The organism is Streptomyces sp. NPDC043812 (assembly GCF_056436245.1).
In genome coordinates this window covers 23,169-49,339 of the sequence record NZ_JBWKCY010000030.1, presented here as the reverse complement: position 1 = coordinate 49,339, position 26,171 = coordinate 23,169, and the positions used below count along the sequence as shown (strand labels likewise).

At 70.4% G+C, this 26,171-nt stretch carries 20 protein-coding genes; 3 read left to right on the top strand and 17 right to left on the bottom strand.

Features of this window, described 5'->3' with window-relative positions; genetic code table 11:
- Nucleotides 1-73: 73 nt before the first annotated feature.
- The 8 genes from AC067Z_RS32660 to AC067Z_RS32625 all read right to left on the bottom strand — a co-directional run bounded on the left by AC067Z_RS32660 (nt 74) and on the right by AC067Z_RS32625 (nt 12,370).
- Complete coding sequence (locus AC067Z_RS32660; RefSeq protein WP_478793268.1) at nt 74-1,372, bottom strand: M50 family metallopeptidase; 1,299 nt, start codon at nt 1,370-1,372, stop codon at nt 74-76.
- The gene (dxr, locus tag AC067Z_RS32655) at nt 1,369-2,640 is read right to left on the bottom strand and encodes a 1-deoxy-D-xylulose-5-phosphate reductoisomerase (RefSeq protein WP_478793267.1); all 1,272 of its coding nucleotides are present in this window, start codon (nt 2,638-2,640) and stop codon (nt 1,369-1,371) included. Before dxr ends, AC067Z_RS32660 begins: the two co-directional genes overlap by 4 nt.
- A gap of 49 nt (nt 2,641-2,689) precedes the next feature.
- Entirely contained in the window at nt 2,690-3,385 is a 696-nt protein-coding gene (locus AC067Z_RS32650; protein ID WP_478793266.1) for a hypothetical protein, read from the bottom strand.
- 197 nt (nt 3,386-3,582) lie between these two features.
- Nucleotides 3,583-5,556 (bottom strand): acyl-CoA dehydrogenase family protein, encoded by a 1,974-nt coding sequence (locus AC067Z_RS32645; protein ID WP_478793265.1) that lies wholly within the window; start codon nt 5,554-5,556, stop codon nt 3,583-3,585.
- 176 nt (nt 5,557-5,732) lie between these two features.
- Nucleotides 5,733-7,178, bottom strand: coding sequence for an aldehyde dehydrogenase family protein (locus AC067Z_RS32640; RefSeq protein ID WP_478793264.1), 1,446 nt, complete (start codon nt 7,176-7,178; stop codon nt 5,733-5,735).
- A 193-nt stretch (nt 7,179-7,371) separates the two neighbouring features.
- Nucleotides 7,372-8,328 carry an EamA family transporter gene (locus AC067Z_RS32635; protein ID WP_478793263.1) on the bottom strand — a complete coding sequence of 319 codons (957 nt, stop codon included), beginning with the start codon at nt 8,326-8,328 and terminating at the stop codon, nt 7,372-7,374.
- A 138-nt stretch (nt 8,329-8,466) separates the two neighbouring features.
- Nucleotides 8,467-10,041: a PucR family transcriptional regulator gene (locus tag AC067Z_RS32630; protein WP_478793262.1), complete on the bottom strand. Its 1,575-nt coding sequence runs from the start codon at nt 10,039-10,041 to the stop codon at nt 8,467-8,469.
- Nucleotides 10,042-10,147: 106 nt separating this feature from the next.
- On the bottom strand, nt 10,148-12,370 hold the full coding sequence (locus tag AC067Z_RS32625; protein WP_478793261.1) for a type IV secretory system conjugative DNA transfer family protein: 2,223 nt from the start codon (nt 12,368-12,370) through the stop codon (nt 10,148-10,150).
- A gap of 395 nt (nt 12,371-12,765) precedes the next feature.
- Between AC067Z_RS32625 and gabT the strand changes: the two genes are divergently transcribed.
- Both gabT and AC067Z_RS32615 read left to right on the top strand, forming a co-directional pair.
- Nucleotides 12,766-14,100, top strand: coding sequence for a 4-aminobutyrate--2-oxoglutarate transaminase (gabT, locus tag AC067Z_RS32620; protein WP_478793260.1), 1,335 nt, complete (start codon nt 12,766-12,768; stop codon nt 14,098-14,100).
- Nucleotides 14,101-14,491: 391 nt separating this feature from the next.
- Entirely contained in the window at nt 14,492-15,028 is a 537-nt protein-coding gene (locus AC067Z_RS32615) for a phosphatase PAP2 family protein (RefSeq protein WP_478793259.1), read from the top strand.
- Here the strand turns inward: AC067Z_RS32615 and AC067Z_RS32610 are convergent.
- The 8 genes from AC067Z_RS32610 to AC067Z_RS32575 all read right to left on the bottom strand — a co-directional run bounded on the left by AC067Z_RS32610 (nt 14,979) and on the right by AC067Z_RS32575 (nt 24,675).
- On the bottom strand, nt 14,979-16,778 hold the full coding sequence (locus AC067Z_RS32610; protein WP_478793258.1) for a chitinase: 1,800 nt from the start codon (nt 16,776-16,778) through the stop codon (nt 14,979-14,981). The genes AC067Z_RS32615 and AC067Z_RS32610 overlap by 50 nt on opposite strands.
- Before the next feature lie 94 nt (nt 16,779-16,872).
- Nucleotides 16,873-17,358: a hypothetical protein gene (locus AC067Z_RS32605; protein ID WP_478793299.1), complete on the bottom strand. Its 486-nt coding sequence runs from the start codon at nt 17,356-17,358 to the stop codon at nt 16,873-16,875.
- 122 nt (nt 17,359-17,480) lie between these two features.
- Nucleotides 17,481-18,893, bottom strand: coding sequence for an NAD(P)/FAD-dependent oxidoreductase (locus AC067Z_RS32600; protein ID WP_478793257.1), 1,413 nt, complete (start codon nt 18,891-18,893; stop codon nt 17,481-17,483).
- Nucleotides 18,894-18,917: 24 nt separating this feature from the next.
- Nucleotides 18,918-19,715, bottom strand: coding sequence for an ABC transporter permease (locus AC067Z_RS32595; RefSeq protein WP_478793256.1), 798 nt, complete (start codon nt 19,713-19,715; stop codon nt 18,918-18,920).
- Nucleotides 19,715-20,644, bottom strand: a complete 930-nt coding sequence (locus AC067Z_RS32590; protein ID WP_478793255.1) for an ABC transporter permease — start codon at nt 20,642-20,644, stop codon at nt 19,715-19,717. Before AC067Z_RS32590 ends, AC067Z_RS32595 begins: the two co-directional genes overlap by 1 nt.
- Nucleotides 20,641-21,792 carry an ABC transporter ATP-binding protein gene (locus tag AC067Z_RS32585; RefSeq protein WP_478793254.1) on the bottom strand — a complete coding sequence of 384 codons (1,152 nt, stop codon included), beginning with the start codon at nt 21,790-21,792 and terminating at the stop codon, nt 20,641-20,643. Before AC067Z_RS32585 ends, AC067Z_RS32590 begins: the two co-directional genes overlap by 4 nt.
- A 46-nt stretch (nt 21,793-21,838) precedes the next feature.
- Nucleotides 21,839-23,086 (bottom strand): ABC transporter substrate-binding protein, encoded by a 1,248-nt coding sequence (locus AC067Z_RS32580; protein WP_478793253.1) that lies wholly within the window; start codon nt 23,084-23,086, stop codon nt 21,839-21,841.
- Between the two features lie 71 nt (nt 23,087-23,157).
- Nucleotides 23,158-24,675 carry a gamma-aminobutyraldehyde dehydrogenase gene (locus AC067Z_RS32575; protein WP_478793252.1) on the bottom strand — a complete coding sequence of 506 codons (1,518 nt, stop codon included), beginning with the start codon at nt 24,673-24,675 and terminating at the stop codon, nt 23,158-23,160.
- Between the two features lie 175 nt (nt 24,676-24,850).
- Here AC067Z_RS32575 and AC067Z_RS32570 point away from each other — a divergent pair, with 175 nt between their 5' ends.
- The gene (locus AC067Z_RS32570; protein WP_478793251.1) at nt 24,851-25,399 is read left to right on the top strand and encodes an NADAR family protein; all 549 of its coding nucleotides are present in this window, start codon (nt 24,851-24,853) and stop codon (nt 25,397-25,399) included.
- Nucleotides 25,400-25,440: 41 nt separating this feature from the next.
- Here the strand turns inward: AC067Z_RS32570 and AC067Z_RS32565 are convergent, their stop codons facing one another.
- Nucleotides 25,441-26,160 (bottom strand): DUF4190 domain-containing protein, encoded by a 720-nt coding sequence (locus AC067Z_RS32565; protein WP_478793250.1) that lies wholly within the window; start codon nt 26,158-26,160, stop codon nt 25,441-25,443.
- Nucleotides 26,161-26,171 lie beyond the last annotated feature (11 nt).

Below are 26,171 nucleotides of genomic sequence, written 5' to 3'. Positions count from 1 at the left end.
TCGCACGCCAGAAGTCCACCCAAAGGTGACGGCCGGACACGAAGCGTGTCCGGCCGCCGCAAAGGTGCTCCCGTCAGCTGATCTTCACCGGGTTGACGATGTCCGCCACCAGGACGAGCAGGGTGAAGCAGATGAAGATTCCGGCCACCACATAGGCCACGGGCATCAGCTTCGCCACGTCGAACGGGCCGGGGTCGGGACGCCGGAACAGCTTGGCGATGCCCCGTCGCACGGACTCCCACATGGCTCCCGCGATGTGCCCGCCGTCCAGGGGCAGCAGCGGCAGCATGTTGAACAGGAACAGCGACAGGTTGAAGCCGGCGAGCAGCATCAGGAACGTGGCGACGATGTTCGTCGTCGGCATGTCCAGGTTGAGCACCTCGCCGCTGAGCCGGGCCGCGCCGACGACTCCGACCGGGGAGTCGTCCTTGCGCTCCCCGTCGCCGAACGCGGCGTCCCACAGGTCCGGAACCTTCGAGGGCAGCGCGATGATCGACTCGGCGCCGTTCTCGATCATGCCGCCCATGCGGTCGACGGAGTCACCGAACGACAGGGGCAAGATCTCCGTCTTGGCGGCGAAGCCGAGGTAGCCCGCGGGCTCGTAGCCGGCGACGACCTCGCCGTCCTCGTCCTTCTTGACGACGAGGTTCTTGATGAGCTTCGCCTCGAGGACCTGTTCCTGACCGTCCCGCTCGACGGTGATGCTCGCCGGGCCGATCGTCTCGCGGATGCGCTCCGACAGGGTGGGCCAGTCATCGATCCGGTCCCCGTTGAAGGCGACGATCTTGTCGCCCTCCTTCAGTCCGGCCAGGGCGGCAGGCGATTCGGGGTCGCTCGCGGCGCACTTGTCGCGCTTCTCGCTCTGCTCGATGACGCACTGCTGGACGCCTGCCACCTCGGTGGTCTGCGTCGGTGTGCCGAACGTCATCATCACGCCGACGAAGATTGCCACCGCGAGGACGAGGTTCATGAACGGCCCCGCGAACATCACGATCACGCGCTTCCACGGCTTGCGCGTGTAGAACATCCGCGTCTCGTCGCCGGGCTGGAGTTCCTCGTACGCGGCCGTACGGGCGTCCTCGATCATGCCGCGCCACGGAGAGGTCGACCGGGCCTCGATCCTGCCGTCCTTGCCGGGCGGGAACATCCCGATCATGCGGATGTAGCCGCCCATCGGGATGGCCTTGATGCCGTACTCGGTCTCACCCTTGTGCCGTGAGAACAGGGTGGGCCCGAAGCCGACCATGTACTGCGGCACCCGGATGCCGAACAGCTTCGCCGTCGACAGATGGCCCAGCTCGTGCCATGCGATGGAGAACAAAAGCCCCACGCCGAACAGCACTATGCCGAGGACCGTCAACACCATCGTCATGCGCGAGCCTCCGCAGGCCGTTCATCGCTGCTGTGTGTGTACTTCGCTGCCGTCTCACGGGCCCTGGCACGGGCCCAGGCATCCGCTTCGAGGACGTCCGCCACCGTGAGGGAAGTTCCCGGTGCGGGGGTGCCGTGTTCGGAAACCACCTGTGTGACGGTATCCATGATGCCGTTGAACGGCAGCCGCCCGGCCAGGAAAGCCTCGACACACTCCTCGTTGGCCGCATTGAACACCGCCGGAGCCGTGCCGCCCAGCTCCCCCACCTGCCGGGCGAGTCCCACCGAGGGGAACGCCTCGTTGTCGAGCGGGAAGAACTCCCAGGTCGAGGCCGTGGACCAGTCGAACGCGGGGGCGGCGTCGGGCACCCGCTCCGGCCAGCCGAGACCGATGGCGATCGGTCCCCGCATGTCCGGCGGGGTGGCCTGCGCGAGTGTCGAACCGTCCGTGAACTCCACCATCGAGTGGACATACGACTGAGGGTGCACGACGACCTCAATGCGGTCGAAGGGAATGTCGTAGAGGAGGTGCGCCTCGATGACCTCCAGCCCCTTGTTGACGAGCGTGGCGCTGTTCACCGTGATCACCGGGCCCATGGCCCAGGTGGGGTGAGCGAGTGCGTCCGCGGGGGTGACAGCGGCCAGATCCGCCTTCTTGCGGCCCCGGAAGGGTCCGCCGGAGGCGGTCACGACGAGCTTGCGCACATCGGCGCGTGTCCCGGCTGCCAGGGCCTGGAACAGGGCGGCGTGCTCGGAGTCGACCGGGATGATCTGCCCCGGCTTGGCGATCGCCTTGACCAGCGGTCCGCCGACGATGAGCGATTCCTTGTTCGCCAGTGCCAGGGTCCGCCCGGCCTCGAGGGCGGCCAGGGTGGGGGCGAGTCCGATGGAGCCCGTGATGCCGTTGAGCACGGTGTGACAGGGGGACGTGGCGACCTCGGTCGCGGCGTCCGGACCGGCGAGGATCTCGGGCAGCGGCTCCGTGCCGTACTGCTCCCTCAGCGCCTCGCGCAGCGCCGGCACCGCGTCCTCGCGGGCGACGGCAACACTGCGGACCCCCAGTCGGCGGGCCTGCTCGGCGAGCAGACCGACCCGTCCGCCGGCTGCGGACAGCGCGGTGACACGGAAGCGGTCGGGGTTGCGCAGTACCAGGTCGATGGCCTGCGTGCCGATGGACCCGGTCGAGCCGAGGACGACGACGTCCCGGCGGCCCTCCGAAGCGTCGAAGGTCAGATGCGGGTCGGCGAGGGGTGATGGGCTGTCGCTCATCCCCCCATTGTGGCCGCAGATCCTGTCGGCCCGGACAGGTCCCCCCGGCTCAGGACCCGCCCCTGTCCGACGAGAACTTCTTCCACTGGGCGTCGACGATCTTCTGGGGGACCGCCTTGATGTCCTCGGTGCCCAGGAAGTCGGCACGGAACGAGAGCGTGGCCGTGCCGGACCGGACGACGGTCAGGTACTCGTACAGCTTCAGCTCGCCCTTGACATCGAGGACCGTGAAACGGAAGGCCCTCGCCTCGTCGCCGATCGGGGGTGCCTGGACGGTCTCGACCTTCAGCACCTTCGCCCGCGCGAGGGTGCGCTGCTCGGTGTAGCCCCCGGCGCAGCGGGTGCCCGCGCTGCCGAGGTCCTTCATGACGGCGGCGGCACTCTCGCCGTCGTACGAACGGAGTTGGACGAGGACGCCGATCCCGGCGACCTCCTCGGCGACGTCGACCTCGCGATGCACCTCGGCTACAGGATCATGGGCGGTCGCGCCGCGGGCGAGGCTCACGAGGGGCTGGCACTCCGCCGGATCGGCGGTGTAGTTCTCGCCCAGCGGGGCTGCGTCGGCCTCCCTCGCGGTGTACCTGCCGATCCGCTCGCCGTCGGCGAAGGCGGCGGCCCGCAGGTCCGCGGCCCGGAGCGCCGCGCCGCCGGCCGCCGGTGCGGAGGGGGTGGCACGGTTCTTGTCCGCGCCGGTGTCGTCGCCGCTGCCGCACGCGGCGGTGGCCGCCAGCAGTGCGGCCGCCACGGCGCTCCACGCCCACGGCCTCCGACGGGCTGCCCGTGTGCCGTCCCCGGTCGATTGCCCCTCGAACATGCCTGCCCCGTCCACCGGTTGACCGTGATCGAAGCTCGATTGTGGGACATCCGCCGGTCCCCGCGCCACCGGCCCGGGGCGGGGCACGCATGCGGGGCGCGTCCCGCAGGACGCGCCCCGCACCGCGCTCAGCGGATGGGCCGGTGCACGTTGGCCCGTTCGGTCGGTCCCGGGGTGGCGTCGGCGATCCAGGGGCCTTCGCCGCTGGGATCGATGATGCCCTCCTCCAGCCAGGTGTACGTGCCCGACAGCACACCGTTCACGATCTTGTGGTCGATGTCGTCGGTGTTGGACCACAGCCGGGTGAAGAGCTCCTCCACCCGGATCCGGGCCTGCCGGCAGAAGACGTCGGCCAACTGGTACGCCTCGCGGCCGTGGTCACCGGAGGTGCGCAGCAACTCCGCGCGTACACAGGCGGCGCTCATGGCGAACAGTTCGGCGCCGATGTCCACGATCCGCCCGAGGAAGCCCTGCTTGGTCTCCATCCGGCCCTGCCACCGGGACATGGCGTAGAAGGTGGAGCGGGCCAGTTTGCGCGCGTTGCGCTCCACATAGCGCAGGTGGGTGGACAGGTCGGCGTGCCCGGCCGGGTGGAACTCGCCGTACGTGCGTGGCAGTTGGCCGGGGCCGGTGACGAGCTTGGGCAGCCAGCGGGCGTAGAAGGCCGCGGCGTTCGCGCCCGCCTTCGCCTTGGCGGACAGGGGTTTGTCGGGGTCGATGATGTCGCCGGCGACCGCGAGATGGGCGTCGACCGCCTCGCGGGCGATCAGCAGATGCATGATCTCGGTGGAACCCTCGAAGATGCGGTTGATGCGCAGATCGCGCAGCAACTGCTCGGCGGGCACGGCCCGCTCACCGCGGGCTGCGAGCGAGTCGGCGGTCTCGAAGCCGCGGCCGCCGCGGATCTGGACCATTTCGTCGGCCATGAGCCAGGCCATCTCGGAGCCGTACAGCTTGGCGAGTGCGGCCTCGATACGGATGTCGTTGCGGTCCTCGTCGGCCATCTGCGAGGACAGGTCGAGCACCGCCTCCAGGGCGAACGTGGTGGCGGCGATGAAGGAGATCTTCGCCCCGACCGCCTCGTGCTTGGCGACCGGCCTGCCCCACTGCTCACGCTCCGCGGACCATTCGCGGGCGATCTTCAGACACCACTTGCCGGCGCCGACGCACATCGCGGGCAGCGAGAGACGGCCGGTGTTGAGCGTGGTGAGGGCGATCTTGAGGCCCGAGCCCTCGGGGCCGATGCGGTTCGCGGCGGGGACGCGCACCCGGTGGAAGCGGGTGACGCCGTTCTCCAGTCCGCGCAGGCCCATGAAGGCGTTGCGATTCTCGACCGTGATGCCCTCGCTGGACGCCTCGACGACGAACGCGGTGATGCCGCCCTTGTGACCCTCGCTCTTCGGGACCCTCGCCATGACGACGAGGAGGTCGGCGACGACCCCGTTGGTCGTCCACAGCTTGACGCCGTCGAGGACGTAGTCGTCGCCGTCCGGGACGGCGGTGGTGGCGAGCCGCGCCGGGTCGGAGCCGACGTCCGGCTCGGTGAGCAGGAAGGCCGAGATGTCGTGGCGGGCAAGGCGCGGGAGGAACGCGTCCTTCTGCTCCTGGGTGCCGAACTGCTTCAGAGGCTGGGGCACGCCGATCGACTGATGGGCCGACAGGAGTGCGCCGATCGCGGGGTTCGCCGAGCCGACGAGGGCGAGCGCCTTGTTGTAGTAGACCTGGGTGAGGCCGAGTCCGCCGTATTTGGGGTCGATCTTCATGCCGAGCGCGCCGAGTTCGCGCAGGCCGTTGATGACGTCGTCGGGGATCTGCGCGTCGCGCTCGATCTGCGCGCCGTCGATCTTCGTCTCGCAGAAGACCCGCAGCTTCGACAAGAACTCCTCGCCGCGCCTGGCGGCCTCGCCGGTGGGCATCGGGTGCGGATGGATCAGGTCGAGCCGGAAGCGCCCGAGGAACAGTTCTTTCGCGAAACTGGGTTTGCGCCAGTCCTGTTCACGTGCCGCCTCGGCGACCTGTCGCGCTTCGCGCTCCGTGACCTTGGGGGGCGTCGTCGGTTTGTCGTGGGGCTTGTCGAGTGGCCTGTCGGGTGGTGCGGACATGAGGTTCACCTCGCCGCGAGTCGGGGACCTGCCGGGCGTCTACCGGTCGGTGCTACTCGTTCGTAGTACCCGATTCCCGACACCTTCACCAGCCCGCGTACGGCAGCGGTGGCCGACGGGGACGGCCGGAGCCCCCGCACAGTGGGCTCCGGCCGTCGGTCGTGGCGCGTACGGCTCTACAGGGCCAGTCCAGTGAGGACCAGGACCCGCTCGTACGTGTAGTCGTCCATCGCGAAGGCCACGCCCTCGCGGCCCACGCCGGACTGCTTGGCGCCGCCGTAGGGCATCTGGTCGGCGCGGTAGGACGGAACGTCGCCGACGATCACACCGCCGACCTCGAGGGCGCGGTGGGCGCGGAAGGCGGTCTGCAGGTCGTGCGTGAACACGCCCGCCTGCAGGCCGTACTTGGAGTCGTTGACGGCGGCGAACGCCTCGGTCTCCCCGTCGACCCTGGTCACGGTCAGGACCGGCCCGAAGATCTCCTCGCAGGCGAGGGTGGCGTCGGCGGGGACGTCGGTGAGGACGGTGGGCGCGTAGGCGGCGCCGTCCCGCTTGCCGCCGGCGAGCAGCTTCGCGCCGCCCTGCACGGCCTCGTCGACCCAGGACTCCACGCGCTTGGCGGCGTCCTCGCTGACCAGCGGGCCGACGTCGGTGGCGGCGTCTGAGGGGTCGCCGGTGACCTGGGCCTCGACGGCCGCAACGATCTTCGGGAGCAGCCGGTCGTACACGGTCGCGTCGGCGATCACCCGCTGCACGGAGATGCAGGACTGGCCGCCCTGGTAGTTGGAGAAGGTGGCGATGCGGGTCGCCGCCCAGTCCAGGTCCTGCTCGCTCGCGAAGTCGGCGAGGACGACGGCCGCGCCGTTGCCGCCGAGCTCCAGGGTGCAGTGCTTGCGCGGCACCGAGTCCATGATCGCGTAGCCGACCTTGTCGGAGCCGGTGAAGGAGATGACCGGCAGGCGCTCGTCCTGGACGAGGGCCGGCATCTGGTCGTTCGGGACCGTCAGCACGGACCAGGAACCCTCGGGCAGCTCGGTCTCGGCCAGCAGCTCGCCGAGGATCAGGCCGGACAGCGGGGTGGCCGGGGCGGGCTTGAGGATGATCGGCGCACCGACGGCGATCGCGGGGGCGATCTTGTGGGCGCAGAGGTTGAGCGGGAAGTTGAACGGCGCGATGCCGAGGACGACGCCCTTGGGGAAGCGGCGGGTGAGCGCGAGACGGCCCTGGCCGCCGGCGTCGGTGTCCAGGCGCTGGGCGTCGCCGCCGTTGAAGCGACGGGCCTCCTCGGCGGCGAACCGGAAGACGGAGACGGCACGGCCGACCTCGCCGCGGGCCCACTTGATCGGCTTGCCGTTCTCGGCGGAGATCAGCTGCGCGATCTCCTCGGTGCGCTCGACGAGCCGCCGGGAGACGTGGTCGAGGGCCGCTGCACGTACATGGGCCGGGGTCGCGGCGAACTCGTCACGCACGGCGTGCGCGGCGGCGACGGCCTCCTCGACCTGGGCCTCGGTGGGGACGGAGACCCGGCCGACGAGCCGGCCGTCCCAGGGGGAGGTGACGTCGAAGGCGGCCTCGCCGGTGGCCTGGCGGCCGGCGAGCCAGAAGGCGTGGAGGGAGGTCATATCCGGATCCCGGCCCTTCCGAAGTAGATGGCGTGTGTCTGTGCCCACGGTAGGACCGGGAGGGGCCGGATGTGTTTGTCCGGCGTGTAGTGGTGACGTTCGCGTCTCGGACGCTTTGGCGTGTGCGGGGCCGGGGTCGTGACCGCGGGACCGACAGCGCCGCAGAGCTCGCGGCGCGCCACGCCGTCGGGGTTCAGCGGCGGCGTTCCGTGGTGACGATCAGACACACCCCCGCCACCACCACCGCACCGCCGACGGCGATCGGCCAGGACAGCGTCTCGCCGAGGACCAGCGCGCCGAGCAGCACCGCCACGACGGGGTTCACGTACGCGTAGGTCGCGACCAGGGACAGCGGCGCGGAGTGCAGCAGCCAGGCGTACGCCGTGAACCCGATCAGCGAGCCGAAGACGACGAGGTAGGCGAGGGCGGTCCAGGACCGGGCCGAGACGTCCTCGATGCGGAAGCCGTGCTGCTCGCCCCGGGCGAGGGCGACGACCGCCGAGCCGATACCGCCCGCGACCATCTCGTACGCGCTCGCCGCGAAGGGGTTGGCCGGCATCGGGATGCGCGACGACGTGAAGGAACCCACCGACCACATCACCGTCGCGACGATCACCGTGAGGACGCCACCGATGCGCACCTCGCCGCTGAGCCCGGGCAGGGTGAGCACGGCGAGTCCGGCGAGTCCGAGCAGGACGCCGAGGTACGCGCCGGTGCCCGGGCGTTCGCCGGACGCCCTGCGCAGCACCACGACCCAGGCGGGGACGACCGCGACGAGCAGGGCGGCGAGTCCGGAGGGGATGGACGTCTCGGCGAGGACGACGAGTCCGTTGCCGCCCAGAAGCAGCAACAGGCCGACGAGACAGGCGGAGGCGAGCTGCGCCCGGGTGACCTTCAGCGCCGCGGACCCGTACCGCCAGGCGACGAGCGCGCCGAGGACGAGCCCGGCGACGACGAACCGGGCAGCGGCGGACAGGAACGGCGGCATCGTCTCGACGGCGACGCGGATGCCGAGATACGTGGAGCCCCAGACGACGTACACGATGCCGAGGGCCGCCCAGACGGCGCCGGTGATGCGCCGACCGTGCGACGCCGCCGCGGACACGGCTCCTGCGACGGGTGCGTCCGTGTCGGCCGCGGGGTGGGTCATGAATGTTCCCTCGTCTCCCTGGGGTGCGGTCGCAGCATCGTGCGTGCGATCACAAGGCAGGAAGATAGGAAAGCGCGGACCTCAACTGCAAGAATTCTGCCCGGCATCGGGCAGGATGAGGTCAAAAGCTGCTGCGACTCACTGCTCGGCCGTCGTGCCGGACGTCGTCTTCAGCGACAGCCACAGCTCCATTCGCACGTCCGGATCGTCCAGGGAGCGCCCCAGGATCTCCTCGACGCGCCGCATCCGGTAGCGCAGCGTGTGACGGTGCACGCCCAGATCTGCCGCTGCCGCGTCCCACTGGCCGTGCCGGGAGAGCCAGGCGCGCAGGGAGGCGACGAGGTCACCGCGGCCGGTCGCATCGTGTTCGTGCAGCGCGCGCAGCATGCCGTCGGCGAACGCACGCACCGCGTCGTCCGCGAGCAGGGGCAGGATCGACCCGGAAGCGAGTTCCTCGTGCTCGACCAGCGCCCGGCCGCGCCGACGCGCCACCGACAGCGCCTGCTCCGCCTGCTTGTACGCCCCGGCCGCCGCTATGGGCCCGGTCGGCGCGGACATGCCGACGATCGTCTCGGTGTCCTCCGCCTCCTTCTCGCCGTAGGCGGAGGCGCACGCGGCGACCACCGCGCCGCCGTCCGCGGCGAGGACCACGAGCCGGTCGTCTATGTCGGGCACCGCGAGCAAGGGCTCCCCGGCCCGGGCGGCCGCCGATTCCAGGGACTCGGTGAAGGCGTTCAGCCGACCGGGAGCACCTCCGGGGTCGGGCTCCCCCGCAGGTTCGGCGATCAGGAGCCGGAACGGGGCGTCGAGCAGACCGCCGTACAGATCTCCCGCCACCGCCCTGGCGTGGTCCGGCTGCCCGGACAGCAGCATCCGCAGCACCGCGGCGCCCAGCCGCTGTTCCGCGGCCTGGAGAGAGCGGGAGCGCTCGGTGGTGAGCGTCAACAGGGCGACGGCCGAGTGCACGGCGTAGCGTTCGGCGGTGCCCAGCGGCGCCCCGGTACCGACGGCGAGCGCGCCGCGCACCCGGCGGCCGGAGCCGAGGGACTGCAGCTCGACCCGGTCGTCGGCCTCCGCGCCGCCGACGACGGCGCTGGCGGGCGCGGTCCGCTCCCGCAGTCGTTCGACGTCGCCGGTGAACCGGGCGGCCCGGCGGGCGGCCCAATCCGGCGCGGCCGCGACCACGGCGCCGGACGCGTCGTACAGCGCGGCCCAGCCGTCCACATGCGCGGCGAGCCGGGCGAGAACGGCGTCGGGGCCCTCCGCCAGCGCCGCGCGGGTCATCTCGCGCTGCGCCTCGAAACCCGCCGTCACGGCCCGGTACTGGTCCGCGGCGATCGCCGCGGAGACCGCCTTGGAGATGGCGATGAACGGAGTGCGGCGCGGCACCGCGAGCAGCGGCAGCCCTTCCTCCCTCGCGGCGTCGACCAGGGCGTCCGGGATGTCGTCGTAGTACACGCCGACCGCGAAGCCGAGCCCCACCACGCCCGCACCGACCAGCCTGCGCACATAGCGCCGCATCGCCTCGCGGTCCTGGGCGTCGAGCGTCATGGCGGTGACGAGCAGCAGCTCGCCGCCTTCCATGTACGGCACGGGGTCGGCGAGCTCGCTGACGTGGGCCCAGCGCACCGGCGTCTCGAGCCGGTCCTCACCGGCGCGCACGGTGAGCTTGAGCGCCGAGTGCTGGACGAGCGAGGCGAGAGTGGGCGGCATGGAACCGTGAGCCCTTCGGACAGATGCGCAGAGGTGGCGGGAATTTCGCCGTCCCGTATGAACGGCCTCATTCGATTCTGCCAGGGCGTAGCAGTCCGGGGTTCTCTCAGGTCCGCAGGTCCACCAGCAGCGGGGGCGCGTGCTCACCGCGGACGCTGGTGAGCGACAGCACCGCATGCCCGGCGGGCAGCGCGTGCGCCAGGTCGGACGCCGACCATCGGGCCCGCTCGACCTCGCGCACGGTGACCGCCTCGGCGGTGGCCGCCTTGCCGGTGACGAGGCGGCGCATCAGGTGCAGGGCCTTGGTCAGCGGCTCGTCGGAGATGATCTGCCGGTTGGTGACGTCCCGGGTCTGCACCCATTCGGTGCCCCAGGTGTCGGCGAAGCGGCCGCCGTCCCAGGGCGCGAGGCCGGCGAAGGCCATCCGGCAGCCGACCGCGCCGAGCAGCGGGCCGCGCAGCGGTTCGGGGACGTCCTCCAGCGTGCGCAGGGCGAAGACGACCCCGGCGTTCGCGGTGCGCAGCCGCTGCACGGCGCGCACCGAGTCGCCGGTGACCGTGTACGTGGCGTCGTCCAGGACGAGGCAGGCGAACAACGAGCGGTCCGTACGGGCCAGCGCCGCCTCGGTGAACTGCGCCAGCACCAGCCGGGCGACGATCCGCGAGGCCTCGGCGTGGCCGCGTTCGGGCAGGTCGATGCGGACGCGCAGCGGATGCTCGATGGCGCTCAGCGAGAACTGCCGTTGGTCGCCCTCGGTGCGGAAGAACCGGGCGAACGCGGGCCGGTCCAGGAACGCGATCCGTTCCGCCAGCAGGACGCCGATGTCGTCGGCGCGGGCCGACTGCCGTTCACGGGCGTCCAGTTCACGCAGCTGGGACAACTCTCCGGCGGCCTCCAGCGAGGCGCGCAGTTCACGAAGCGCGGCCGGGGCACCGCCCAGCAGCTCGCGCAGCTCGGGTACCGCCGGGAAGTGACCGTGCACGCTGGCGTAGGGCCCGATGAGCTGGGCGAGCGCGGTGGCGGCGCGCCTGCTGTCGCCGCCGGGGAGTGTGACGGCGAGGTCGCCGACGAGCGCCTCGGCGAGCATGCGGGCCGCCTCGTCGGGGTCGTCGGCGCCGCCGTACAGGTCGAGGTCGTGGGCTCCGTCGGCGCGGCCGACGGAGATGACCAGATCGAAGTCGTCGTCGGGCGCGGGGGCTGCCCCCTGCGCGGTGACGGCGACGACGGCGGCGCGGTTGGCGAGGGCCTGGAGGCACAGGGACTCGACGACGGGCCGAACGAGCCGCACGCTCTTGCCGGACCCGGAGGGCCCGACGGCGAGCAGCGAGGTCCCCAGCAGCGCGGGCTCCAGGGCAACGCCGGTGGTACGGCGTGCGTAGGGGTTGCGCGGGTCGTCGACCACGGTGCCGATCTTGACCTGTGCGGTGGCGAGATCGTGCGTGGCACTGCGCACGGGCAGGTCCCGCAGGCCGGAGGGGTGGGCGCAGGCGGCGGGCCCGTGCCGGCGCACGGTGTCGGCGAAGGCGGCGAGCCGTTCGGGCCGGGCGTGCACTCCCTGCCAGGCACGCCGGATCCGGGCGTAGTCCACGTCGCCGAGCGTTCCGCGTGCCGTGGCGTCGGCGAGCCGGGCTGCGGCCTCGGTCAGACCGGCGGCGCGCAGCTCGGGCCAGTCGGCGGGGTCGCCTTCGGAGGGAGGCTGGGGCGTGGCCGCCGGCCCGGCGGTCCCCAGACGGCGCCGTACGGGCGGCCAGGTGCCGATGCGTCCCACGGCCGCGATCACGGCGGCCACGAGCAGCACGTAGTAGATGTTGGACACCCAGGTGAGCCAGGTGACGGTGCGGGGCATGTCGCGCCACACGCCCGGGAGCAGCACGAAGAGCGGCCATACCGGCACGCCGTAGCGCTGCCAGACCTCGCGCCAGTTGCCGACCCGGCCGAAGCCGACGGCGAGCAGAGTGAGAACGAGGGCGTTGTAGAGGTAGGTCGCGGCGACGTAGAGCTCCACATGAGGGCTGGAGGCCGACCTCCACTCGTCGGGCACCAGCCACAGCATCGGCAGCAGCCACCACTCGTCGACGAAGATCCACCACCCCTCGAGGTAGCCGTTCCACAGCAGTGACCACACCAGCCAGCCGCAGAGATAGGCGATGAAGGCGCCGCTGAACAGCTGGCGGGCGGGCACGACGTCCGGCTCCTCCTGCGGCCGCTCGCGGTGGCCGAGTCGCCAGATGCCGGGGGCGGCCAGCGGCCGCGGGGTGCGCAGCCACTCGACGACGGCGGGCCGGGTGACCGGCGCGTGCGCCGGCCGCGCGGGGGTTCCGGCCGGCATCGACGGTTCGTCGGGCGGCGGCCCGGCGGGACGTGGCACGGGATTGGCACGTGTGCCGCGTGCGTCGAATGTGCCTTCGGATTCCATGAAACCGCTGCCCCCTGACCAGCCAGGCCCGCTCTGTGCACGGTCAATCTAGTGCCCCTGCGCGGGGAGTTCACCGACTCGCCCGTTCGCGGGCGCGGGACGGGTCCGGGGGTGACGAAGCGGGGCGGGTCCAGGGGTGACCAAGCGGGGCGGTTCAGGGGCGACATCACCCCGACGGCCCACCTATGGCCGCCGCGGACAACGACACACCCCCAACACTCCCGAACGGCGCATGCCCGACGCCGTCCCCCGCGCCTAGCCTGCGGAGAAAGACAACAAGCGTCCGGATACACCCCCAGGAGCCCCGCATGACTGCAATCCCGCAGGAGCGCCGCGTCGTCACCGCCATCCCCGGCCCGAAGTCGCAGGAGCTTCAGGCCCGCCGTACGGCCACGGTGGCCGGTGGTGTGGGGTCCGTGCTGCCCGTGTTCACGGCCCGCGCCGGCGGCGGCATCATCGAGGACATCGACGGCAACCGTCTGATCGACTTCGGCTCCGGCATCGCCGTGACCTCGGTCGGCGCCTCCGCCGAGGCCGTGGTACGCCGCGCCTCCGCGCAGCTCGCCGACTTCACCCACACCTGCTTCATGGTCACCCCCTACGAGGGTTACGTGGAGGTCTGCGAGGCCCTCGCCGAGCTGACCCCGGGCGACCACGCGAAGAAGTCCGCACTCTTCAACTCGGGCGCCGAGGCCGTCGAGAACGCCGTCAAGATCGCCCGCGCGTACACCAAGCGCCAGGCCGTCGTCGTCTTCGACCACGGCTACCACGGCCGTACGAACCTCACGATGGCGCTGACGGCCAAGAACATGCCGTACAAGCACGGCTTCGGCCCGTTCGCGCCCGAGGTCTACCGCGTGCCGGTCGCCTACGGCTACCGCTGGCCGACCGGCCCGGAGAACTGCGGCCCCGAGGCCGCCGCCCAGGCCATCGACCAGATCTCCAAGCAGGTCGGTGCCGAGAACGTCGCCGCGATCATCATCGAGCCGGTCCTCGGCGAGGGCGGCTTCATCGAGCCCGCCAAGGGCTTCCTGCCCGCGATCTCGCAGTTCGCCAAGGACAACGGCATCGTCTTCGTCGCCGACGAGATCCAGTCCGGCTTCTGCCGCACCGGCCAGTGGTTCGCCTGCGAGGACGAGGGCATCGTCCCGGACCTGATCACGACGGCCAAGGGCATCGCGGGCGGTCTGCCGCTCGCCGCCGTCACCGGTCGCGCCGAGATCATGGACGCCCCGCACGCGGGCGGCCTCGGCGGCACCTACGGTGGCAACCCGGTGGCCTGCGCCGGTGCGCTCGGCTCCATCGAGACGATGAAGGAGCTCGACCTCAACGCCAAGGCCAAGCGCATCGAGGAGGTCATGAAGGGCCGCCTCGCCGCGATGCAGGAGAAGTACGACGTCATCGGCGACATCCGCGGCCGCGGCGCGATGGTCGCCATCGAGCTGGTGAAGGACCCGGCGACCAAGGAGCCGAACCCCGAGGCGGCCGGCGGCCTGGCGAAGGCCTGCTACGCCGAGGGCGTGCTCGTCCTCACCTGCGGAACCTACGGCAACGTGCTCCGCTTCCTGCCTCCGCTGGTGATCGGCGAGGATCTGTTGAACGAGGGCCTGGACGTCATCGAGCAGGCGTTCGCAGGCATCTGACCGGCGACGACGGAGCAGCTCTGTGAAGAAGGTGTGGGGGGCCGATGGCGGGATGGGAATCCGTCTGTCGGTCACCCCGGCCGCTGACGTACGGTTTCTGCAGATGAGAGAAACACCCGGCTCGTGGGAAACCGCGGGCCGGCCCGGGACGGAGCCTCCCCAGCCCCGACCTGATCGTGCCCTCGCGCACACCACTGGAGCATCACGCTCCGGAACTCCTCACCGATCGGATGGCCGCCCGCCCCAAACCCCCCGGGGCGCGCGGCAAACCGGTCCGGCCGGCCTCCTCGGAACCACCCCCCCTGTTCCGAGGAGGCCGGCCTCTCGGCGTCTTCGGGCAGCGGCCGCCTTCGCGCTGTTCTGCGGGCTCTTCGCCCTGATCAGCTGGCAGGTGGCCACGTACGGCCCGGTGCGGGCGGCGGACGAGCGCCTGGGACGGGCCGTCTTCCGCCACGTCCCCGACGCTCTGACCGAACCGCTCGCCGACCTCGGCAACATGACCGTCGCACCGCCGGTACTGGCGCTCGCGATCGTGTTCATGCTGTGGCGCGACCGGCACCGTTGGCCGGTGGCTCTCGCCGCCGGGCTCGCGATGGCCGCCGTGCCCATGCTCGTGGTGCCTCTCAAGATGTTGATCGCCCGATCGGGCCCGCTGCACTCCGGGACCGGCTGGTACCCGTCCGGCCATACGGCAACCGCGATGGTCGCCTACTGCGCCGCGGCGATACTCGTCACCCCGTACGTCCGCCGCGGATGGCCGATGCCCGTCGCCGTGGTGCTCACGATGGCGACGGGCATCGGACTGGTGCTGCGCGGCTATCACTGGCCACTGGACGTGCTCGGCAGCATGTGCCTGTGCGGGATGCTGCTGATCTGCCTCAACTCCACGGATAGGCGTCGAAGTTCTTCGAGAACTCCCACTGGTTGAAACGGTCCCAGTTGATCGACCAGGTCATCAGGCCGCGCAGCGCGGGCCAGGTGCCATGGGTCTGGTAGGAGCCGCAGTCGGCCTTCCTCGTCAGGCAGTTCAGCGCCTTGTTGACCTCGGACGGCGTGGTGTGGCCGTTGCCCGCCTGGGTGGACGCGGGCAGGCCGATCGCGACCTGCTCGGGGCGCAGGGCCGAGAAGACCTTGGTCTGGTCGCCCGCGACGGGGAAGCCGGTGAGGAGCATGTCCGTCATGGCGATGTGGAAGTCGGCGCCGCCCATGGAGTGGTACTGGTTGTCGAGGCCCATTATCGAGCCCGAGTTGTAGTCCTGCACGTGCAGCAGCGTGAGGTCGTCGCGCAGGGCGTGGATGACGGGAAGGTACGCGCCGGCCCGCGGGTCCTGACCGCCCCAGGGCCCCGAGCCGTAGTACTGGTAGCCGAGCTGGACGAAGAAGGTCTCGGGGGCCATGGTCAGGACGAAGTCGGAGCCGTACTTGGCCTTGAGGGTCTTGATCGCCGAGATCAGATTGACGATGACCGGTGACGTGGGGCTGCGGAAATCGGTGTCGCCGGTGTTGAGCGAAAGGGAGTGGCCCTCGAAGTCGATGTCCAGGCCGTCGAGCCCGTACTCGTCGATGATCTTCGAGACGGACGAGACGAAGGCGTCACGCGCAGCCGTACTGGACAGCTGCACCTGGCCGTTGGCACCGCCGATGGAGATCAGGACCTTCTTGCCGGCGGCCTGCTTGGCCTTGATGGCAGCCTTGAAGTCGGCCGCCGACTCGACGTTCGGGCATTCGCTCACCGGGCAGAGGCCGAAACGGATGTCGCCCGAGGTGGCCGATGTCGGTTCACCGAAGGCGAGATTGATGACGTCCCACGAGTCGGGCACGTCGGCCATGCGCGTATAGCCGGAGCCGTTGGCGAAGCTGGCGTGCAGATAGCCGACGAGGGCATGGGCGGGCAGGTCGCCGCCGGTGCCGCCGCCCGAGGTGGTCGTCGCACTCACGGTTGTGGACTTCGGGGACTCCCCCGCCTCGTTGGCGGCGGAGACCTGGAAGCTGTAGGTCGTGGCCGCAGTGAGCCCGGTGACGGTGGCGGAGGTTCCGGTGACGGTCGTGACGCGGGTGCCGCCGCGGTAGACGTGGTAGCTGGTGGCGCCGGAGGACGCGTTCCAGGTCAGCGGCACCGAGGTGGAACCGGGGCTGCCGGCACGGAGGTTGGTGGGTGCGGCGGGGACGGTCGCCGGGTCGCCGCCGGGGCCGAAGAGGGAGATGTCGTCGGCGTGGTAGGCGGGGGTGCCGTACCAGCCGTGGGTGTAGATCGTCACCGAGGTGGTCGACGGCCCAGTGCGGAACGAGGTCGTCAGCTTCTGCCAATCGGGAGCGGATCCGGTCCAGGTGGAGACGTCGGTGGTGCCGGTTCCGGACGCGCCCAGATAGACGTAGCTGCCCTGCACCCAGCCGCTGAGCGAGTAGTCGGAGTTCGGCTTGACGGTGACGGTCTGGGCGCACTTGGCGTTGTCGCTGCCCGCCGGCGTGGCCTTGAGCGCGGACGTACCGCCGTGGACGGGCGAGGAGACTGCGACGCCGCTGCCGGCCGTACAGCTCCACCCGGTCAGGCCGGTCTCGAAGCCGCCGTTGCGGGCGAGTTCGGTGTCGGCCGCGGTTGCTGTCGATGCGGTGGCGACGAGTCCCGTTGCGGCGAGGACGGCTGCCACCAGGGCAGCACTGAATCTGGTGCGGTCCACAACTGCCTCCGGGCATGGGGGTTTTGGAGTGGTGCGGCGCGCACAACATGGTCCAGACCAATCCGGTTGTCAAGACCTCTGGCGCTCCCGCCCCTCACCGCCCCCAGCGGCCGTCGCCCTCCTCACGCTCGTGCGCCCTCGCGATGCCTGCCGCGGCCTCGTGCATCGCGAGTTCCAGGAGCGAGGCGTCGTTGAGCGTTCCCGAACCGTCCGGAGTGATCAGCCAGCGCACTCCGCCGGCCGTACGCCCCGGGTACGGCACAACGATCCAGGTGCCCCGTCCCGCCGCGCGGACCCCCGTCCCGAGCCATCGCCCCGCCGTGCCCGGCGGCACGAAGAAGCCCATGCGTGATTCACCGAAGCCGGCGAGGACCGGGCCGGGCCGGGCGACCAGCCGGGTCAGCACGTCGAGCGTGGGATACCCCAGCACCCCCGGCAGGATCAGCACGTCCCAGCTCCGGCCGGCGGGCAGCAGCGCGACCCCCTGCGGATTGCGCTCCCACTCCCACCGGCAGGCGTCCGGGTCCGGCGCCGCTGCTGCCAGCCACTCCACCGCGCTCCTGGCCCCCGAGCCACCCATCGTGGCCTCCATTCCGTGTGCGAAGACGGTGTTCCACACGGAGAGAGCGCACGGAGTCCCGTTCATTACGCGACTTCGGCGCCGTTCCGCGAAGAGAACGGCGCCGAAGTCGCGGAGGCCGCTCAGCTGTCGAAACCGAGACCGAGCCTGTCCATCGCCCGCAGCCACACATTCCGCCGGCCGCCGTGGGCATCGGCCCTGGCCAGCGACCACTTGGTCAGTCCGATACCTGCCCAGGCCACCGGCTCGGGCGGGAACGGCAGCGGCTTGCTGCGCACCATCTTCAGCTCCGTGCGCTCGGTGCGCTCACCGGCCAGCAGATCGAGCATCACGTCGGCGCCGAACCGGGTCGCCCCCACCCCCAGCCCGGTGTACCCGGCCGCGTAGGCGACCTTTCCCCCGTGCGCGGAGCCGAAGAACGCGGAGAAGCGCGAACAGGTGTCGATGGCGCCGCCCCAGGCATGACTGAACCTGAGACCCTCCAACTGCGGGAAACAGGCGAAGAAATGGCCGGCGAGCTTCAGATACGTCTCGGGCCGGTGGTCCCGCTCGGCACTGAGCCTGCCGCCGTACGGATAGATCGCGTCGTAGCCGCCCCACAGGATGCGGTGGTCTGCGGTGATGCGGAAGTAGTGGAACTGGTTGGCGCTGTCGCCGAGTCCCTGCCGCCGCTTCCAGCCGACCGAGTCGAGCTGCGCCGGGCTGAGGGGCTCCGTCATCAGCGCGTAGTCGTAGACCGGGACCGTGTACGAGCGGACCCGTCGGACCAGCGAGGGGAAGACGTTGGTGCCGAGCGCGACCCGGTGGGCGAGCACCTTGCCGTACGGGGTGCGGACGGCCATTCCCGGGCCGGAGCGGGTGAGTTCGAGCCCCCGGGTGTTCTCGTAGATGCGCACGCCGAGGTCCGCGCAGACCTGCTTGAGGCCCCAGGCCAGCTTGGCGGGATGCAGCATCGCGACGCCGTCGCGGTCCCACAGCCCGCCGAGGAAGGTCGGCGAGTCCACTTCGGCACGCATCGCCTCCCGGTCGAGCAGTTCCAGCCCCGTGAAGCCGAGGCGGCCCGCCTCCTCGTGCATCTCGCGCAGTTCGGCGAGCTGGTGGGGCTCGGTCGCGACATCGATCTCGCCGGTGCGCTCGAAGTCGCAGTCGATCCCGTAGCGGGCGACGGTGTCCCCGATGGCGTCGAGATTGCGTGCCCCGAGCTCCTCCAGCTTCGCCAACTCCTCCGGCCAGCGGGCGAGTCCGTTGCCCAGGCCGTGGGTGAGGGAGGCGGCGCAGAAGCCGCCGTTGCGGCCGGAGGCGGCCCAGCCCACCTCGTGGCCCTCGATCAGCACGACGTCCCTTTCGGGGTCGCGTTCCTTGGCGAGCAGCGCGGTCCACAGGCCGCTGTAGCCGCCGCCGACGACAAGCAGGTCGCATCGTTCGGTGCCGGTGAGGGCGGGCAGTGCGCCGGGCTTGCCGGGGTCTTCCAGCCAGAAGGGGACGGGCTGGGCGTCGGAGAGCGATGAGGCAAAGGTCATGGCAGCTGGGGCCATGGTTTCCACTCCTTCTGGGCCTGCCTACTTGGGCAGAGCGTGCTTCTTCCGTCGGTTGCCGACAGCCTGGCCGGCGACCACGATCAGTACGGCGACGGCGAACATGGCCGTACCGATCACGTTGATCTGCACGGGCGTTCCGCGCTGGGCCGAACCCCACACGAACATGGGGAAGGTGACGGTGTTGCCCGAGTTGAAGTTCGTGATGATGAAGTCGTCGAACGACAGCGCGAAGGCGAGCATCGCGCCGGCCGCGATACCGGGTGCGGCGATCGGGAGCGTCACTCGCAGGAAGGTCTGCACGGGTCCGGCGTACAGGTCCCGCGCGGCCTCCTCCAGGCGTGGGTCCATCGACATCACGCGCGCCTTGACGGCGACCACCACGAAGCTGAGGCAGAACATGGTGTGCGCGATGAGGATGGTCCAGAAGCCCAGCTGCGCGCCCAGGTTGAGGAAGAGCGTGAGCAGTGAGGCGGCCATGACCACTTCGGGCATCGCCATCGGCAGGAAGATCAGCGAGTTGATCGTGCCGCGTGCGCGGAAGCGGTAGCGCACCAGCGCGAAGGCGATCATCGCGCCGAGGACGGTGGCGCCGATCGTCGCCCACAGGGCGATCTGCAGCGACAGGCCGAGCGAGCCGCACAGGTCGGCGACGCCGCAGGGGTCCTGCCAGGCTGCGGTCGAGAACTCCTGCCAGGAGTAGTTGAAGCGCCCGGCCGGTTTGTTGAACGAGAACACCATCACGACGATGTTCGGGACGATCAGGTACACGAGCGTGAGAAGGCCCGCGATCACGACGAGATTGCGCCTGAGCCAACGCATCAGACCAGGTCCTCCGTTCCGGACCGGCGGATGTAGACGGTGACCGTGATCAGCACGATCGCCATCAGGATGAACGACAGCGCGGCCGCCGTCGGGTAGTCGAGGACCCGCAGGAACTGCGACTGGATGACGTTTCCGATCATGCGGGTGTCGGTGGATCCCAGCAGTTCGGCGTTGACGTAGTCACCGCTCGCGGGGATGAACGTCAGCAGCGTGCCGGAGACGACGCCCGGCATGGACAGCGGGAACGTGACCTTCCGGAACACCGTGGCGGGCTTGGCGTACAGGTCGCGGGCCGCCTCGTGGAGGCGCGGGTCGATCCGCTCCAGCGAGGTGTACAGCGGCAGGATCATGAACGGCAGGAAGTTGTACGTCAGACCGGTGACGACCGCGAGCGGCGTGGCCAGCACACGGTTGCCCTCGGTCATCCCGAGCCAGCTGGTCACGTCCAGGAAGCCGACGGCGTTCAGGACCTCCACCACCGGTCCGCCGTCGGCAAGGATCGTCTTCCAGGCGAGGGTGCGGATCAGGAAGCTGGTGAAGAACGGCGCGATGACCAGTACGAGCAGCAGATTGCGCCAGCGGCCCGCCTTGAACGCGATCAGATAGGCGAGCGGATAGCCGAGCAGCAGGCACAGGACCGTGGCCGTGCCGGCGTACAGCAGCGAGCGCAGGAACTGCGGGTAGTACTCGGTCAGCGCGTTCCAGTAGGTGGCGAAGTGCCAGGTGACCTCGAAGCCCTCCTCCAGGGACCCCGTCTGCACGGAGGTCGACGCCTGGTAGACGAGCGGCAGCGCGAAGAAGACCAGCAGCCACAGAATGCCGGGCAGCAGGAGCCAGTACGGCACGAGCCGGCGGCGCACGGACGTCTTGTGGACGACCGGTTCGGCCGGTGACGGTGCCGCGGGCGGCGCCTCGGTGACGGTCACGGCGTCACCTCCACCGTCTCCACGCCCGCGTCGATGTCCTGAGTCGCGTCCAGGCCGAACGTGTGCTCCGGGTTCCAGTGCAGGACGACTTCCGCGCCGGGCACCAGCCGCGGGTCGCGCTCGACGTTCTGCACGTACACCTCGAGCTCCGGACAGACCGGGCTGTCGATGACGAACTGCGTCGAGACGCCGATGAAGCTGGAGTCGGCGATCTTTCCGGTGAACCGGTTGCGGCCCCCGGCGATGTCGCCCGCGTCATCCACGTGCGCCAGCGAGATCTTCTCGGGGCGTACACCGACCAGCAGCTTCCCACCGGCGGTGGGCTGGGTGGCGCAGCGGGCGGCGGGCAGCCGCAGTTTGGCGTCGGCAGCGGTGACGACGACCTCGCCGCCGCTGTTGCCGACGACCTCCGCCTCGATGAGGTTGGAGGTGCCGAGGAAGTTGGCGACGAACGTGGTATGCGGGTTCTCGTACAGCTCGGCGGGCGCGCCCAGTTGCTCCACCCGGCCGCCGTTCATGACCGCGACCGTGTCGGCCATGGTCATGGCCTCCTCCTGGTCGTGGGTGACGTGGACGAAGGTGATGCCGACCTCGGTCTGGATGCGCTTGAGCTCCAGCTGCATCTGCCGGCGCAGCTTGAGGTCGAGCGCGCCGAGCGGCTCGTCGAGGAGGAGCACCTGCGGGTGGTTGATCAGCGCCCGGGCGACGGCAACGCGCTGCTGCTGGCCGCCGGACAGCTGGTGCGGCTTGCGTTGGGCGAAGTCCCCGAGCTGCACCAGGTCGAGCATGTCGTCCACCTGTTTCCGCACCGACTTGATGCCGCGGCGGCGCAGGCCGAAGGCGATGTTCTCGGACACGTTCAGATGCGGGAACAGCGCGTAGCTCTGGAAGACGGTGTTCACGGGGCGTTTGTGGGGCGGCAGGTCGGTGACCTCGTGCGCGCCGAGCGAGACCGTGCCGGTGGTGGGCTCCTCCAGGCCGGCGATCATACGCAGGGTGGTGGTCTTGCCGCAGCCGGAGGCGCCCAGCAGGGCGAAGAACGAGCCCTGCGGAATGGTCAGGTCCAGCGGATGCACGGCGGTGAAGGAGCCGTACGTCTTGCTGATCCCGGAGAGGCGGACGTCGCCGCCCTCTTTCTTTTCGGTCATGGGTCGCGGTCCCTGGTCTGTCGGGTTTCTTCAGGACAAAGGGGCGTCAGGCGCCGATGAGCTTCGCGAACTTCTCTTCGTACGCCGTCTCTTCCTCGCTGCTGAGCGAACGGAAGGAGTGGGACTTGGCCGCCATCGCCGCGTCCGGGATGATCAGCGGGTTCTTGGCCAACTCCGGGTCGATCTTCGCCAGTTCGGGGCCGACTCCGGCCACCGGGGTCACATAGTTGATGTAGGCGGCGAGCTGCGCGGCGACCGGGAGTTCGTAGTAGTAGTCGATCAGCCGCGTGGCGTTCTTCTGGTGCCGGGCGTTCGCGGGGACCAGCAGATTGTCGGTGGCCGTCATGTATCCGGCTGCCGGGATCGCGTAGCGGATGTCGGGATTGTCGACCTGGAGCTGGATGAGGTCACCGGCCCAGGCGACACAGGCGGCGATGTCGCCCTTGTCGAGGTCCGAGGTGTAGTCGTTGCCGGTGAAGCGGCGGATCTGCTTCTTGTCGACGCCCTTCTGGAGCCGGCCGAGAGCTGCGTCGTAGTCGGCGTCGTTGACCTTGCCGGGGTCCTTGCCCATGTCGAGCAGGGTCAGGCCGACCGTGTCACGCATCTCGGTGAGGAAACTGACCCGGCCCTTGAGGGTGGGGTCGTCAAGCAACTGCGTGACGGAGTCGACCTTGCGGCCGCCGGTCGCCTTGATGTTGTAGGCGATGACGGCCGGGATGCCTGTCCACGGGTAGGTGTAGGCGCGGCCGGGATCCCAGTCGGGGCTGCGGAACTGCGGGGAGAGGTTGGCGTAGGCGTGCGGCAGCAGCGAGGCGTCGAGCTTCTGCGCCCAGCCGAGCCGGATCATCCTGGCGGCCAGCCAGTCGGTGACGTTGATCAGGTCGCGTCCGGTGTCCTGCCCGGCCGCGAGCTGCGGCTGGATCTTGCCGAAGAACTCGACGTTGTCGTTGATGTCCTCGGTGTACTTGACCTTGATCCCGGTCCGCCGGGTGAACTCCTCGAGCGTGGGACGGCTCTTCTCGTCCTCGCTGATGTCCATGTACTCGGTCCAGTTGGAGAAGGTGAGCTGCTTCTCCTCGTCCGAGTGGTCGTCGGCCGCCGCGGCCCCCTCCTCGCGCTTGGCGGGCGGGATGCCGCAGGCGCTCAGGAAACCGGCCCCGCCCACGGTGAGCGCGCCGATGCCCGACGCGCGCAGCAGTGAGCGGCGGGAAAGGGCCCCCCGTCCGTCGGTCAGGGTGCGTCGCATCGCGGCGATCTGGGCCGCCGAGAGACGCTCGGGCTCGTACTGCTCCATGACGCTGTGCCCTTTCGGGTGAGGGCCGCTCGTCGCGCGGCCCTCGGCCACGCGGCGGCTGCCGCATCTCGTTACGGTCGGTCCCCGAAGATCGTGCGGTGCCAGTCCTTCCTGGCCACCGCGGTGTTGTCGTACATGACGTGCTTGACCTGCGTGTACTCCTCGAAGGAGTACGACGACATGTCCTTGCCGTAGCCCGATGCCTTGTATCCGCCGTGCGGCATCTCGCTGATGATCGGGATGTGGTCGTTGACCCAGACGCAGCCCGCCTGGATCTCCCGGGTCGCCCGGCCGGCCCGGTAGACGTCACGGCTCCACGCGGAGGCCGCGAGCCCGTAGGGGGTGTCGTTGGCGAGGGCGATGCCCTCGTCGTCGGTGTCGAAGGGGAGCACGACGAGGACGGGACCGAAGATCTCGGACTGGACGATCTCGCTGTCCTGCGCCGCGCCCGTGATCAGGGTCGGCAGATAGTAGGCGCCCTTCGTCAGCTCGCCCTGGGGTGCCTCGCCGCCCGTGACGACAGTGGCGTACGCCCGGGCCCGGTCGACGAAACCGGCGACGCGGTCCCGCTGGAGGTGGGAGACGAGCGGGCCGAGGTCGGTGGCCGGGTCGAAGGGATCGCCGAGGCGGACCGTGGCCATCAGGTCGGCGACGGCGGAGACGAAGGCGTCGTACAGGGGCCGCTGCACATAGGCGCGGGTGGCCGCGGTGCAGTCCTGGCCGGAGTTGATGAGGGAACCGGCGACCGCGCCTTGGGCTGCGGCCTCGACGTCGGCATCGTCGAAGACGACGAACGGGGCCTTGCCGCCCAGTTCGAGGTGGAGTCGCTTGACGCTCGCGGTGGCGATCTCCGCGACGCGCTTTCCGACGGCGGTGGACCCGGTGAAAGAGGTCATGGCGATGTCTGGATGGCCGACGAGATGCTCGCCCGCGTCCTTGCCCGCGCCGTTGACGATGTTGACGACGCCGTCCGGGACGCCCGCCTCCGCGGCCGCCTCGGCGAACATCAGCGAGGTGAGCGGGGTGATCTCGGCTGGTTTGAGCACGATGGTATTACCTGCGGCGATGGCCGGGAGGATCTTCCATGCGGCCATCTGGAGCGGGTAGTTCCAGGGAGCGATCGAACCGACGGCGCCGATCGGCTCCCGCCGTACGTACGAGGTGTGGTCGCCGCTGTACTCGCCGGCGGACTGCCCCTGGAGGTGGCGGGCCGCTCCGGCGAAGAACGCGGCGTTGTCGACGGTGCCGGGGACGTCGAACTCGGTGGTGAGCTTGATCGGCTTGCCGCACTGGAGCGTCTCGGCGTGCGCGAGCTCCTCCGACCGCTCCGCGAGGACGCCCGCGAAGCGGTGGAGTGCGTCCGAGCGCTCACCGGGGGTCGCTCCCGCCCATCCCGGCAGCGCCTCACGCGCGGCAGCGACGGCGGCGTCGACGTCCGCGGCGCCCGCGAGGCCATAGGTGTGGACCGTCTCCCCCGTCGCGGGGTCGACCACGTCCTTCGTACGTCCCGAGGTGCCGTGCCGCAGCCGTCCGCCGATGTACTGCGCACCCGCCGCGAAGCGGTCCTGCACCGGGTTGCGGTTACTCATGACGCTCTCCGTTGCTCCGGCTCGAATTGACTGCCGATCCTGGCAGAGGGTGACCCACGCAACAAGGGATTCCGTTGTTGCCTTTTGATTACGCAACGGAATCGGTCGACCAGGTGTCGTCCCTACGACCATATTCCGCTACGCAGTGTCAGTGGCGGCTGCCAGACTCGCGTGCATGGGGAAGGACGAGCTGATCAAGCTGGCTGCCGAGGGGCAGCGAATCAAATACCTGCACTTCTGGGGCCATGCGCCACGCCGTGACGGCACCATCGGCGCGAGCTGCCTCAGTCAGTGGTGGCCGTCACCCTTCGTGGTCGACGGCGTGCGGTACGGGACCGCGGAGCACTGGATGATGGCGGCCAAGGCGAGGCTGTTCGCGGACCAGGAGGCCGAGCGCCGGGCGCTGGACGCCAAGAGCCCGGCCGAGGCGAAGAAGGCCGGTCGTCTGGTGCGTGGTTTCGACGAGACGATATGGAAGCGCGAGCGGTTCGCCATCGTGCGCGAGGGCAATGTGCACAAGTTCGGCCAGGACGCCGCACTGCGCGACTTTCTGCTGGCGACCGGAGACCGGGTGCTCGTGGAGGCCAGCCCGATGGACCGCGTCTGGGGAATCGGACTGGCCGCCGACGACGAACGCGCGCAGGATCCTTCGCGCTGGCGCGGGCTCAATCTGCTGGGGTTCGCACTGATGGAGGCGAGGCAGGAGCTGCACGCCCGGGAGTAGGCCCGGCGGGGTGGAGGCACCCGCGGGCGTGTCCCTGCGTTCTACTCGGCCGTGTCGACGACCAGATGGTTCGAGTAGTCGGAGTCGTACCCGGCGTCGTCGTTCTGCTGCTCCTCGTTGACCGCCATGGTGATCCCCCACGCAAGAAGACCGAGGATGATCAGGCCGAGCGCGATACCGATGGAGCCGAGGATGATGCCCGCCAGGGCCTGGCCGCCGTTGGTCGCCTCACCCCGCTGTGCCCGCTTGCGTCCGAGTATGCCGAAGATCAGCGCGAGTACGCCGAGGATGAGGCCGACGATGCCGTACAGGCAGAAGAGGCACACGGAGAGGATGCCGAGCACCAGCGCGGTGACACCCATGCCGTTGGCGGGGCTCTGTCCCCAGCCGGCGGTCGGACCGCCGTACGCCGGGTAGCCGGGGTAGCCGGCGCCGTACGGATCGGAGGGGACGCCGAAGCCGCCCGACGTCCCGCCGGCGGTGGGCTGGGGGTAGCCCGGCGCCGCGGGGTAGCCGTAGGCGCCCGCGACCGGCTGGGCGGGGGCGGGTCCGCCCGGGGCAATGGGGGGCGGCGGCACGACATCGCCCGGACCGACGCCCGGCATCCCGATGACCGTCGGCTGGTCGTGCACGCTCGGCTGCGCCGGCGTCGCCTGCGGCTTGTCCAGCGGCACCTTGTTCTGCGGGCCGCCTCCGGCCGGCGGCGCCCACGGGTCGTTCGGCTGCGGACCGCCCGCCGACTGGCCCTCGTTGTCAGACATGCGTCTCCCCC

Excerpts from the sequence above, each read along its gene's own strand:
- AC067Z_RS32635 (WP_478793263.1), bottom strand. The coding sequence starts at position 8,328 with ATGACCCACCCCGCGGCCGACACGGACGCACCCGTCGCAGGAGCCGTG.
- AC067Z_RS32630 (WP_478793262.1), bottom strand. The coding sequence starts at position 10,041 with ATGCCGCCCACTCTCGCCTCGCTCGTCCAGCACTCGGCGCTCAAGCTC.
- AC067Z_RS32580 (WP_478793253.1), bottom strand. The coding sequence starts at position 23,086 with ATGGAGCAGTACGAGCCCGAGCGTCTCTCGGCGGCCCAGATCGCCGCG.
- AC067Z_RS32605 (WP_478793299.1), bottom strand. The coding sequence starts at position 17,358 with ATGGGTGGCTCGGGGGCCAGGAGCGCGGTGGAGTGGCTGGCAGCAGCG.
- AC067Z_RS32645 (WP_478793265.1), bottom strand. The coding sequence starts at position 5,556 with ATGTCCGCACCACCCGACAGGCCACTCGACAAGCCCCACGACAAACCG.
- AC067Z_RS32660 (WP_478793268.1), bottom strand. The coding sequence starts at position 1,372 with ATGACGATGGTGTTGACGGTCCTCGGCATAGTGCTGTTCGGCGTGGGG.
- AC067Z_RS32585 (WP_478793254.1), bottom strand. The coding sequence starts at position 21,792 with ATGACCGAAAAGAAAGAGGGCGGCGACGTCCGCCTCTCCGGGATCAGC.
- AC067Z_RS32625 (WP_478793261.1), bottom strand. The coding sequence starts at position 12,370 with ATGCCGGCCGGAACCCCCGCGCGGCCGGCGCACGCGCCGGTCACCCGG.
- AC067Z_RS32640 (WP_478793264.1), bottom strand. The coding sequence starts at position 7,178 with ATGACCTCCCTCCACGCCTTCTGGCTCGCCGGCCGCCAGGCCACCGGC.
- gabT (WP_478793260.1), top strand. The coding sequence starts at position 12,766 with ATGACTGCAATCCCGCAGGAGCGCCGCGTCGTCACCGCCATCCCCGGC.
- AC067Z_RS32595 (WP_478793256.1), bottom strand. The coding sequence starts at position 19,715 with ATGCGTTGGCTCAGGCGCAATCTCGTCGTGATCGCGGGCCTTCTCACG.
- AC067Z_RS32600 (WP_478793257.1), bottom strand. The coding sequence starts at position 18,893 with ATGGCCCCAGCTGCCATGACCTTTGCCTCATCGCTCTCCGACGCCCAG.
- AC067Z_RS32575 (WP_478793252.1), bottom strand. The coding sequence starts at position 24,675 with ATGAGTAACCGCAACCCGGTGCAGGACCGCTTCGCGGCGGGTGCGCAG.
- AC067Z_RS32570 (WP_478793251.1), top strand. The coding sequence starts at position 24,851 with ATGGGGAAGGACGAGCTGATCAAGCTGGCTGCCGAGGGGCAGCGAATC.
- AC067Z_RS32565 (WP_478793250.1), bottom strand. The coding sequence starts at position 26,160 with ATGTCTGACAACGAGGGCCAGTCGGCGGGCGGTCCGCAGCCGAACGAC.
- dxr (WP_478793267.1), bottom strand. The coding sequence starts at position 2,640 with ATGAGCGACAGCCCATCACCCCTCGCCGACCCGCATCTGACCTTCGAC.